Origin of the sequence: Streptomyces sp. W16 (genome assembly GCF_033194735.1) — a bacterium.
Taxonomy (GTDB): domain Bacteria; phylum Actinomycetota; class Actinomycetes; order Streptomycetales; family Streptomycetaceae; genus Streptomyces.
Genome location: NZ_JAWOAI010000351.1, coordinates 1 through 10,743 on the forward strand (window position 1 = coordinate 1; position 10,743 = coordinate 10,743).

Sequence of the window (10,743 nt, forward strand, 5' to 3'; positions counted from 1 at the left end):
GGCCTGCGCGAGTCTGGCCGGTCCGCTCGGCGCGGCACCGCTGCTGCGTCTGGCCGAGGAACTGGCGGAGCGCGGCCGGCTGACGCACCATCTCGCCCAGCGGGGCCGGTCCGTCGCTCTCCGCAGCCGGTTCGACCTGACGGAACGCGAGTCACAGGTGCTCGCCCTGCTGTCCAAGGGTGCGAGCAACCGGCAGATCGCCCGGTCCCTGTTCATCAGCGACCGCACCGTCGCCGTGCATGTGTCGCACATCCTGTCGAAACTCGGCGTCCGCAACCGCACCGAGGCCGCGCTCACCCGCACACTCCAGCTTGCGGTGCCCTTTTGACGGTGGATGGGCTGTTTCTCGGGCCTTCGGTGCAACTGGTGCACACCCCGAGCACACCTTCGGAATGACTCTGTCGGGGATCTCGGATCTTCGCGGCGCGCCGGCATGTTCTGCAGGAATGCTCGGGGCCGTTTCGGAGACCGACGCACTTGTCGGGGTGTCAGTTGTCGCTGGTCAGCGGTACCGCGACGATCGCGTGGTCCACAATCGACGAGTTCAAGAAGGTGTTCGGCATCGAGCCGGTCTGCCGTGTGCTCTCCGGTCACGGACTGAAGATCGCGACCAGCACCTGCTACGCCGCCGACAACTACGGCGTCTACGGGGTCCGCAAGATCTGGCGGCAACTGCACCGAGCGGGCATCGAAGCAGCCCGCTGCACGCTGATCGGTGTGATGCCGGCGCTGCCCGGCGGCGCGGCGATCGTCGGCGCCTTCGCCGCTCCCTGGCTGCAACGACGCGTCCCGCCAAGGCTGTTGGTGCTCAGGACGCTCTGGGTATGGGCCGGCGGTACGGCAGCTCTGGTGTCGCCGCGCTCACCACTGGCGCTCGGCGCGGTCGTGGCGGTGACCGCACTGCCCGAGCCGGCTTTCAACGTGGTCCTCTCGTCGTATCGTTACGCGCTCGCGCCCGACCGTCTCCAGGCCAGAACCGTCGGTGCCGCCCGGCTGGTCGTCTGGGGAGCGATCCCGCTCGGGTCACTGGCCGCCGGCACTCTGCTCCAAGTCCTGGGCGCGCGGGGGGCGTTCGTGACCTACGCCGTGTTCATGAGCGCGCCGGCCGCACTGGCCACGAGTGTCCGTACGACCCGGCGGGCCCCACAGGTCAACTGCCCGTCCTGGTCCTCGCGTTGCGGTGGCGAGTGCTGCCATGCGGCGAAGTCCGGGTACTGAAGCGGGAGTTCAGGCAGCACGCGGCGCCGGCATCAGCATCGGCATCGGCGAGGTCGTGCTGGAGTATCGCCCCGTCGGCGGAAGGCTTGTCAGTAGTAGTGGCGCATGATGTCGGTGGCCCAGGTGGGTTGGGTGGTGGTGTTCTGGGGGCCGAATTCGGTCATGTAGGGCTTGATGTCGAGGACGGGGGTGTTGTCGACGGCGTCGAGGCCCTGGACGTGGAGGTCGAGTCCGTCGGTGTGCAGGAGGCGGCAGCGGGAGACGCCGATGCGGTTGGGGCGGTTCTTGCCGCGCTGGGCGAAGATGCCGACCAGGGGCCAGTCGGTGTTGCCCCGGGGATGGCGGGCGCCGGTCTCGATCTTCTCCACCGGGACCCGGTCGAAGTGGTAGACGACCTCCAGGTGGGAGAAGGCGTCCAGGCCGGCCAGCGCGTCCGGCCCGAACCGGTCCCCGTCCAGCCGGATCACCGCCTCGACCCCGCCCCAGTCGTCGTCCCGGACCTCCGCCCGGCCACCGACCACCCGGCCCACCGGGTACGACACCACCCCGGCCGAGGTCTGCCCGTCTCCCGCCCAGACGTCTCCCCGGACCAGCAACTCGCCCGGTACGGCCCGGTGCACGGCGAGATAGACCTCGTCGCCGGGCACAGCGAGCAGTGTGCTCAGCTCGTCGCGCAGCAGCCGCAACAGCCGCTCCACGGTCTCCTGCGGATAGGTCTCCTTGCAGGTGACGAAGCCGATGGGGGCGCGCGAGCCCGCGGCTGCGCGCTGCCACTCCGGGCGGTGCGACGCGTCGGCGTCCAGTTGCTGCCAGGTCACCCAGCAGTGCTCCACTGGAATGCGCAGCAGCCCGGTGACCGCCTTGGCGACCTGCGCCAGGCCGGTGCCGCCCGGGCTCGGGTCGGGCGACATGAGGGTGATGACGGGCATGGAACAGCGCCTCTCTGTGGCGGGGGGAGGGTACGGGTTCTTGCTCTTGGCGAGCGGGGAACGGGGAACGGTCAGCCTGGAAGCAGGGCCAGCAGTTCGGAACGGTCGACCTTGCCGTTGGCGGTGACCGGCAGCCGGTCCACACGCCGTACGACGTCCGGCACCGCGTGGGCGGGCAGCAGCCGGCCGAGCGAACGACGCAACAGCACGGAGTTGTCAGCGTTATCCGCGTCCTCCGCGCCGTCGGTGGCGTCGGAGTCGTCGGTGGAGGAGGTGTAGAAGAGCGCGAGCCGTTCGTAGGTGCCCAGTCGTCCGGGTACGGCGACGGCCACGCAGTGCGTGATCCCCGGCAGTCCGGCCGCGTGCGCCTCGATCTCCTCGGGCTCGATGCGGTAGCCGCGGATCTTGACCTGCCGGTCGGTGCGGCCGGTGAAGCGGAGGACGCCGTCGGCGCCGCGGAGACCGCGGTCGCCCGTCCGGTAGAGGCGCGGGTGGGCGTCGGCGACCCGGGCTTCCTGGAAGCGGGCTTCGGTCAGGGCGGGGTCGCCGAGATATCCCAGCGCCAGGCCGGCCCCGCCGACACACAGTTCGCCCACGACACCGGGTGGGCACACCCGGCCGGTGTCGTCCAGTACGTACACCGCGGTGCCGGGGACCTCTCGGCCGATGGGAACGCCGTACTCCGCGTCGCAGTCGCGCGCGGCGATGGGATGGACGGTGGCGAACACACAACTCTCCACCGGGCCGTACCCGTTGAGCAGCCGGATCCCGGGGTGTCGGTCGAGGAAGTCGCCGACGTGAGCGGTCGACAGCTTCTCGCCGCCGATGTAGAGGCGTCGCAGGCCCTGGAAGCAGTCCGGGTCGATCTCGGTGAAGAGGTTGAAGAGAGAGGCCGTCAGCCAGCCGGTGTCGACCCCGCAGGTGTCGATCGCCTGCCGCAGTGTGTCGGGCAGGAGGTAGTCGTCCCTGGCCGTGACACAGGTGCCGCCGGTCGTGAGCATGCCCCACAGTTCGAGGGAGAAGGCGTCCCAGGCCGCCGGGGCGGCCTGCAGCATGACGGTGCCGGGGCCGAAGGCGAGCGGCCCGTCCGTCGTGAAGAGACGGGTGGTGGCCGCGTGCGGTGACACCACGCCCTTGGGTGTACCGCTGGTGCCGGAGGTGAAGAAGACCGCCGCGGCCACGTCCGCCGGTCCTTCGTACGCGCGGAATCCGCCGCCCCCGCCGCCGGGAGCCGACAGGTCGGCCGGGGGCCGCCACACCGGCTGCCGTGCGGACGTCTCCTCCAGGTCCGTCACCAGCACGGGAGCGTCCAGCTGCCCCAGTACGCCGTCGATCCGCTCCCGCGGCCATCTGGGGTCCAGGGCCGCATAGCCGGCGCCGCACTTGAGCACCGCGAGCAACGCGACGTACAACCGGGCGGATCGCGGCAGGAGCACCGGGACCAGTGTGCCCGGCCCGGCCCCGGCCGCTGCCAGGTGTGCCGCCCAGTCGTCGGCCACCGCGTCGAGCGTCGCGTAGTCGAGGCGGCTGTCACCGTCCACCACCGCGAGGGCCTCGGGCGCCGTCCGGGCCTGGTGCGCGACGGCCTGGTGTATGAGTCCGACTCCCATGGAAGGCCCTCCAGATCTGCCGGTGGGAAGAAACCCGGGCGACCGAATTCGCGGCAGCCCTCAGCAGATATACGGGCCCCTCATACCTGGTGTCACGTACCCGGTTCCGGGGACGGTGACCGGCGTTGACTTCACGGGCCATCGATCGTGAACCTTACTGGGGCCGGGTCGGCCGGACATTCGAGGGGGTTTGTTCGATGAGGGCCTTCAAACAGGAAGCACCAATTCTTCCCAGACCGCTTCTGGCAGGACACGGCAGCGGCATAGAGCTGCTGGACCACGATGCCGTCCCCGGGCTGCCCGGAGCCGGCGGAGCGCCGGGAAGCATGCTCCTGCTGCACGGATTCGGCGGTGACAAGGGGCAGTTGCGGCCGGTCGGTGACGCGCTCTGCCCGCCTGGCTCGGTGGCCGTCCACCCCTCGCTGCGCGGCCACGGCGACAGCCACCGGCCCGCCTGGGGGTACTCGGTGCTGGACTTCGCCGCCGATGTGCACCGCTTCGCCGACGCCCTCCCCGGCGAGCTGCACCTGGTGGGTTACTCGTACGGCGGCCTCGTGGCGGCCGTGTCCGCGGTCACCTGGGGTGCGTCCCGGGTCCGCAGCCTGGTCGTGATCGACCAGTCCTTCGACGCACACCCCGCCCTGCACGTGGCGGACGAGTGGGCCGAGGGAAGTCTGCTGCGCTGGACCTACGACTTCGGGCACCTTCCGGATCTGCTGGAGCGGCTGGGCATTCCCGTCCTGGTGCTGGCGGCGGCGGAGAGCCGGAACATCCTGGCCGACGAGCGGGAGCGCCTGTCCCGGCGCGACAGCGCGTCCCTGCGGCTGGAATTCATCGGGGGCTCGCACGCCGATTGCCATCGCAATACGGACGAGATCACCTCCGTGATGCGCGATTTCTACCGCGACCACTTCCCCGTATCGCACGAAGAGAAAGAAACGCCATGAAATCCTCCTTCATCGAGGAGGGGCCCGCGCGCACCCTGGTGCTCGGAACGCTCGCCAACTCCGTCGGAAACGGCGTGTTCCTGACGTGTTCCGCGCTCTACTTCATCCGGATCGTCGGTTTCTCACCGGCCGAGCTGGGCCTCGGGCTCAGTATCGCCGGAATCGCGGGCCTCTTCGCCGGAGTCCCCTTCGGCCACCTCGCCGACCGCAGGGGCCCGCGCGGCACCGCGGCGGCGCTCCTGGTGCTGGCCGGCCTCGCCACGGCCGCGTACCTCATGACCGACTCGTACCCCTTGTTCGTCGTCATCGCCTTCCTGTACGCGCTCTTCGAGCGCGGCGCGCACGCGGCGCGCCAGGCGCTGATTCCGGCGGTGCTGAGCGGCGAGAGTCTGGTGCGCGTGCGCGCCAAGGTCCGGGTGGTCACCAACGCCGGTGTGTCGGTGGGAGCCGCGCTGGGCGGTCTTGCCCTGCTGTGGGACACCAAGGCGGCCTATCAACTCACGTTCGCCGGGAACGCGTTGAGCTTCGTCGTGTGCGGACTGCTGTTCCTGCGGCTGCCCGCCGTGCCGCCCTCGCCGGAGCGCCCGCCGGGTGAGCCGCGGCTGGCGGTGCTGCGCGACACGCCCTACGCGGTTCTCGCCCTGATCAACATGGTGATGCTGCTGCACATCCCGATCCTGGAGGTGATCCTCCCGCTCTGGATCGCGTTGCACACCGACGCACCGCACTCGCTCACCGCCGTCCTGCTGCTGTTCAACACCCTTGCCGTGGTCGCCCTTCAGGTGCCCGTCACCAAGAAGATCGACGCCCTGGAACCGGCGGTCCGCGCCTTCCGGGTGGCGGGCGTGGTCCTGCTCGCCTGCTGCGCCGCCTTCGCCCTGTCGGCCGGCCGCGGTGCGGTGACGGCGACGGCGGTGCTGGTGGTGGCCGCGGCTCTGCACGTCCACGGCGAGATGGTGCAGTCGGCGGGCTCCTGGCTGATCGGCTACGAACTCGCTCCCGCGGACAAACAGGGCCAGTACCAGGGCCTGTTCAACACCGGGATAGCCGCCGTCCAGATGTTCGGCCCGGTCTCGCTGACCCTGCTCCTCATCGACTGGGGCAGGCCCGGCTGGCTGGTGCTCGGCGCGGTGTTCCTGGTGGGAGGGCTGTCGATGGCACCGGCGGTCCGGTGGGCCCAGAAGCGCCGGGCCATCGCGGACGCGGCCGGTGCGACGCCGGTCACCGCCGCCTGAGCGCCTCGGGGCCCCGACAACCGACATCACCTGATGGGGGAAACACGATGGTCAACTGGGAAACCGCCGTGCCGTCCACCGGCCTCGGCCGCGACGGCATCGAGCTCCAACTGTCCGATGTGTGGCGCAGGTTGCTCAACCGCACCGACATCGGCATCCACGACGACTTCTTCTCGCTGGGCGGCCACTCGCTGCTCGCCATCAGGCTCACCGTGGAGGTGCGCAGGCTCTTCCAGGTCGATCTGAGCGCCGCCGACCTGCTGTCCGCGGCCACCGTCGCGGAGCTCGCCGAGATCATCCGCCGCGGCACTGCGGGCAGTTCGGGCCAGTTGGTGCGCATCCAGGCCGGCTCGGGCGGCAGTCCCGTCTACGCCCTGCCGCCCGTGTCGGGGACCGTGTTGCTGTATCCGCCCATCGCCCGCGCCATGGGGCGGGACCAGCCCTTCTGGGCCGTGCAGTCGGTCGGTCTGCTGCCCGGCGAGGAGCCCCTCACCTCGATCGAGGAGATCTCCGAAGCCTTCATCGAGCAGCTTCGCGGTGTCCATCCCGAGGGCGCCGAATGGAATCTGATCGGCTACTCCATGGGCGGCCTCCTGGCCTACGAGACCGCCCGCCGGCTGAGGGAACGGGGCGAGCGGGTGGGCCTCGTCGGGCTGCTCGACACCCGCATCACCGTCGAACCCAGCGGTGACCCGGACTTCGCCCTGCGGGCCCTGCTCTGGCGCGGACTCAAGCTCGACGTGGACATCGACTGGCTGCGCGGTCTCGACCCGGACACCCGGGCCGCGGAGCTGGTGCGGCGGGCCGTCGCCGCGGGCACGATGCCCGCCGACTTCGACGCCGACCGGCTGCGCCGCATGATCGACATGTACCAGTTCAACCTCGACGCCCTCGCGGCCTACCGGATCAAGCCCTACGACGGCACCGTCACCGTCTTCCGCGTGACGGACCGCTCTCTGGAGGGCGGCACGCTCCCCGACGACCTCGGGTGGGGGGACGTCGCCGCCCGCGCGGTGGTCTGCGACGTACCGGGCGACCACTTCACGATGGTCGAGCCCGGCCAGGTCGAGGTTCTGGGCCGCCGGCTGCGGGAGCAGGTCGACCTCCTGAACACGGTCACGCCCCTGACCTGACCGTCCTCGTCCGGAAAGGAAACGTCCGCACCATGCCCCGACAGCAGGAACAGGAACCCGACGCGACCACCACCTCCTACGGCGTCCGGCCGATCGGCGTCGTCCGCTCCCCCCGCACCGTGCCCCGGCACGATCACTGGGGCGGGGTCACCTCGCTCATCGAGCTGGACCCCGCGGTGCTGCAGCCCGAGGCCGTGACCGGTCTGGAGCAGTTCTCGCATCTCGAAGTGGTCTTCCACTTCCATCTCGTCCCCGAGTCGGACGCGGTCACCGGGGCGGTCCACCCCAGGGGCCGTACGGACCTGCCACGGCTCGGCATCCTCGCCCAGCGGCTCAAGGAACGCCCCAACCGGCTCGGCGTCTCCCGCTGCGAACTGGTCCGCGTCGACGGCCTCACCCTGCACGTACGCGCACTCGACGCACTGGACGGCACCCCGGTCCTCGACGTCAAGCCGTACCAGCGCCTCTTCCAGCCGGACATCGAGGCCGTACGGGAACCCGCATGGCTCCACGAGGCGATGTCCGCCTACTACTTCTGACGCTTCCGGCTTCTTGCCCTGATCCGGCCACAAGCCGGCACGGGTTCCGTCCACAGCCAAGGAGACCACCATGTCCATCCTCGCCACCGGCAACGGCACCACCCCGGTCGACCTCGAACTCAACCTCGGCCGCCTTCTCGACCGCAACCCGCAGCTGCAGATCCCTCGCGACGAGTACAACATCAACGTCACCTCGAACGAGGGCGACCGGCTCGGCAGCGACGAACTCGCCGCCGAGTACGGCGCGTTCCCCGGGGCCGGGCACCCGGCGCACCTGTACTTCCACCTGCCCCTGTGCAACTACATCTGTCATTTCTGCAACTACGTCAAACGGCTGGTGCCACGCGGCAAGGAGGACTCCGCGCTGAGCCTCTGGTCCGAGCTGCTGATCGAGGAGTCCCGCCGCTATCTGGACCGCTTCGACTGGATACCCCGGGCGTCCGTCGAGTCCTTCTACATCGGCGGCGGCACCGCGGCCCTGCTGCTCAACAGCCCCGACTTCGTCGAGCCGTTGGTCCGGCACGTGCGCGAGAACTACGACCTCGCGGACAACGTCGAGTTCAACATCGAGGGCAACCCCGAGAACTTCCAGCGCCACCACCTGGAAACGGCACGGGAGTTGGGCTTCAACCGGTTCAGCCTCGGGGTGCAGTCCCTGCAGGACGAGGTGAACGACTTCACCAAGCGCCGTCACTCCTCGGCCCAGTCCATCGAGGCCGTGGAGAACCTGCTCGCGACGGGCTGCCCCTTCAACGTCGACATGATGTTCGGACTGCCGTACCAGACCCCGGAGTCGGTCCGCCGCGACATGCGGATCCTCACCGATCTCGGTGTCCCGACCATCACTATCTACCGGCTGCGCAACGCGGACCGCGAGGAGATGGGCATCGGCAACCGGGCGGTCTGGAACAACCCGGCCGTCCGTGAACGCCTCATCACCGAGGGCCGGTTCCCTGACCTGGACTCGACATACGCGATGCGGCAGGAGGCCGTCGAGGTCCTCCTGGAGCAGGGCTACCACCCGAGCCCCTGCGGCTGGTGGAGCCGCCCGGGGACGTACGAGGGCGGAAACATCCCGCAGACGTCGAAGAACAAGTGGGAGCACTACAACACCATGATCGCGTACGGTCCCGGCGCCTACGGCTGGCTGACCGGCGACCAGGAGGAGTTCCTCCAGACGCACAACATCACCGACATCAGCAAGTACGTCTCCTTCATGCAGAACAACGAGGGCCTGCCGCTCAACTTCGGCCGGCGGCTCTCCGGGCACAAGGCCATCGGTACCGCGCTCGGCTTCAACTTCAAGGCCAACCAGCCGATCGTCCTCGACCGCTACCGGCAGCGCTTCGGTGCCGACCTGCTCACCATGGAGCCCTTCGCCTCCGCGTTCACCGAGCTGCTGGAGCGCGGGCTCGTCGAGAAGGTCAACGACGGCACCGCGCTGCAGCCGACCCTGGACGGCGAAGCGCTGCACGAAGAGATCATCTTCCACTACTTCCACCAGCGCATCGGCCTCTCCGACGCGCCCGTGTGCCGGCGGTGACCATGCGACAGACCACTGAGACGACCGCACCGTCCACGGCGTCGCCGAGCTCCCGCGGAGCCAGGCGCAGGGTCGAGGACGCGTTCGCCGCGCTGCACGGAGCCGAGGCGGCGCTGCTGGTGCCGGGCCATGTGGCCGCCACGACGGCCGTACTGCTCGCACTGACCAATCCGGGGGGCCACATCGTCGCCTCGGACCAGACCTGCGACCCGCTGCGCGGTGTCCTGACCGAGGAGCTCACCGGCCTCGGACGGACGGTCACGTTCGTCGACTGCACCGATCTGGACGCGGTGACGGCGGCCGTGGAACCCGCGACGCAGGTCGTGTACACACAGTCGCTGAGCGATCCGCTGATGCGGCTGTATCCGCTCAACGACATCGCCATCCACGCCCAGATGAACGACCTGCTGCTGGTCGTCGACAACACCGCCCTGTCGCCCGCGCAGTTGCGGCCCCTGGAGACCGGCGCGGTGGTCGTCGTCGAGAACACCTCTCCCTATCTGGACGCCTGGGGCGACGTGGAGGCCGCCCTGGTGACCGGCATCGGCCGGTACCTGCCGCGGATCCAGGAGCAGTGCGCGCGCTTCGGCGGCGAGGTCGACAACTGGTCGGCGCACCTGCTGGAACGCTCCCTGCCCACCCTGCAGTTGCGCCTGGCGGCCCAGCGGCGGGACGCGGAGCGGGTCGCCGCGGCACTGCGCGAACACCCCGCCGTACGGACGGTGCACCGTCCGTCGTTCGACGAGGCTCCCTGGGCCCTGGAGACCCATCAGGGTTTCGGCGGACTGCTGTCCTTCGAGGTCCGGCCCGAGATCCGGGACCTCTCCGGAGTGCTGAACGCCTGCCGCTCGGACGGCACGGCACTCGCCACCGCTGCCCGGGTCCCGGCCCGCACCACGCATGCCCACCTGAGCGAGCGGGTGCGCCGGGAGGCCGGCGTCTCCCGGCAGTTGGTGCGCCTGTCGGTGGGTGTCGAGGACTGCGACGGCCTGCTGCGCGGGCTTCGGCGCGCTCTGGACACCTGCCTCGCCCAGAGCGGGAACGGAGGAGAACGATGCTGAACGGCATCGATCTGCGCGCCAGGCAGGCCCTGGCCGAGCAGATCCGTGAGGACTCGTGGGAGGCGCAGCTCAGCATCGGTGTGGTGGCGCACCCCACGTCCCCCGACCGCTGCCGGGTGCACACCGAACCGATGCGGCTGGGGTCCACCAGGGTCGCCCGGGCCTTCGGTATCGAGCAGCGCTGGGGCCCTTCCGCCGGCGGTGACTGCCTCGATCCGGTCGGGTCCCTGCTGGTGGCGCTCGGCGCGTCCGTGGCGGACAGCGTCGTCACCCACCTGACCGGCGAAGGGTGCGGGCCCGCTCTCGTCGAGGTGCTGCCCTGCGTCGAGTTCACCTCGGACGGCGGCCCGGCCAGGCTGTCGTACGAGATACGGATCGACGGAGACGTCTCCGTCGAGCAGGCCCGGCGCGCGGTCGCGGCGGCACGCGAGCGGGGCAGCGCCCATCACACGCTCGCGGAGCCCAACGAGATCAAGGCCGTCGTGCAGACCGCCCAGGACGTGCACCTCACCAGTCGGCCGGTCCCGG

11 protein-coding genes are annotated in these 10,743 nt (G+C 70.1%); 9 read left to right on the top strand and 2 right to left on the bottom strand.

Features of this window, described 5'->3' with window-relative positions; all coding sequences use genetic code 11:
- On the top strand, nt 1-328 hold a 328-nt coding region (locus tag R6V09_RS35045), incomplete at its 5' end, for a response regulator transcription factor (RefSeq protein ID WP_317885498.1).
- Nucleotides 329-492: 164 nt separating this feature from the next.
- The gene (locus R6V09_RS54730; protein WP_442810211.1) at nt 493-1,218 is read left to right on the top strand and encodes a hypothetical protein; all 726 of its coding nucleotides are present in this window, start codon (nt 493-495) and stop codon (nt 1,216-1,218) included.
- A gap of 89 nt (nt 1,219-1,307) precedes the next feature.
- On the opposite strand, the gene R6V09_RS35055 is transcribed toward R6V09_RS54730, so the two are convergent.
- Both R6V09_RS35055 and R6V09_RS35060 read right to left on the bottom strand, forming a co-directional pair.
- Nucleotides 1,308-1,763 carry an SAM-dependent methyltransferase gene (locus R6V09_RS35055; RefSeq protein ID WP_317885507.1) on the bottom strand — a complete coding sequence of 152 codons (456 nt, stop codon included), beginning with the start codon at nt 1,761-1,763 and terminating at the stop codon, nt 1,308-1,310.
- A gap of 455 nt (nt 1,764-2,218) precedes the next feature.
- On the bottom strand, nt 2,219-3,757 hold the full coding sequence (locus tag R6V09_RS35060; RefSeq protein ID WP_317885499.1) for an amino acid adenylation domain-containing protein: 1,539 nt from the start codon (nt 3,755-3,757) through the stop codon (nt 2,219-2,221).
- 326 nt (nt 3,758-4,083) lie between these two features.
- Between R6V09_RS35060 and R6V09_RS35065 the strand changes: the two genes are divergently transcribed.
- From R6V09_RS35065 to R6V09_RS35095, 7 genes are all read left to right on the top strand, one after another.
- Nucleotides 4,084-4,704 carry an alpha/beta fold hydrolase gene (locus R6V09_RS35065; RefSeq protein ID WP_317885500.1) on the top strand — a complete coding sequence of 207 codons (621 nt, stop codon included), beginning with the start codon at nt 4,084-4,086 and terminating at the stop codon, nt 4,702-4,704.
- Complete coding sequence (locus R6V09_RS35070; RefSeq protein ID WP_317885501.1) at nt 4,701-5,939, top strand: MFS transporter; 1,239 nt, start codon at nt 4,701-4,703, stop codon at nt 5,937-5,939. Before R6V09_RS35065 ends, R6V09_RS35070 begins: the two co-directional genes overlap by 4 nt.
- Nucleotides 5,940-5,986: 47 nt before the next feature.
- Nucleotides 5,987-7,072 (top strand): thioesterase domain-containing protein, encoded by a 1,086-nt coding sequence (locus R6V09_RS35075; protein ID WP_317885502.1) that lies wholly within the window; start codon nt 5,987-5,989, stop codon nt 7,070-7,072.
- Nucleotides 7,073-7,104: 32 nt separating this feature from the next.
- Nucleotides 7,105-7,611, top strand: coding sequence for an SAM-dependent methyltransferase (locus tag R6V09_RS35080; protein WP_317885503.1), 507 nt, complete (start codon nt 7,105-7,107; stop codon nt 7,609-7,611).
- Between the two features lie 70 nt (nt 7,612-7,681).
- Nucleotides 7,682-9,154: a radical SAM protein gene (locus tag R6V09_RS35085; RefSeq protein ID WP_317885504.1), complete on the top strand. Its 1,473-nt coding sequence runs from the start codon at nt 7,682-7,684 to the stop codon at nt 9,152-9,154.
- Nucleotides 9,155-9,156: 2 nt separating this feature from the next.
- Nucleotides 9,157-10,215, top strand: coding sequence for a PLP-dependent transferase (locus tag R6V09_RS35090; RefSeq protein WP_317885505.1), 1,059 nt, complete (start codon nt 9,157-9,159; stop codon nt 10,213-10,215).
- The coding region (locus tag R6V09_RS35095) for a hypothetical protein (protein ID WP_317885506.1) at nt 10,209-10,743 on the top strand (535 nt) is incomplete at its 3' end. The genes R6V09_RS35090 and R6V09_RS35095, both read left to right, overlap by 7 nt.

Coding starts and splice junctions, on each gene's coding strand:
- R6V09_RS35060 (WP_317885499.1), bottom strand. CDS start 3,757: ATGGGAGTCGGACTCATACACCAGGCCGTCGCGCACCAGGCCCGGACG.
- R6V09_RS35070 (WP_317885501.1), top strand. CDS start 4,701: ATGAAATCCTCCTTCATCGAGGAGGGGCCCGCGCGCACCCTGGTGCTC.
- R6V09_RS35065 (WP_317885500.1), top strand. CDS start 4,084: ATGCTCCTGCTGCACGGATTCGGCGGTGACAAGGGGCAGTTGCGGCCG.
- R6V09_RS35085 (WP_317885504.1), top strand. CDS start 7,682: ATGTCCATCCTCGCCACCGGCAACGGCACCACCCCGGTCGACCTCGAA.
- R6V09_RS35080 (WP_317885503.1), top strand. CDS start 7,105: ATGCCCCGACAGCAGGAACAGGAACCCGACGCGACCACCACCTCCTAC.
- R6V09_RS35075 (WP_317885502.1), top strand. CDS start 5,987: ATGGTCAACTGGGAAACCGCCGTGCCGTCCACCGGCCTCGGCCGCGAC.
- R6V09_RS35090 (WP_317885505.1), top strand. CDS start 9,157: ATGCGACAGACCACTGAGACGACCGCACCGTCCACGGCGTCGCCGAGC.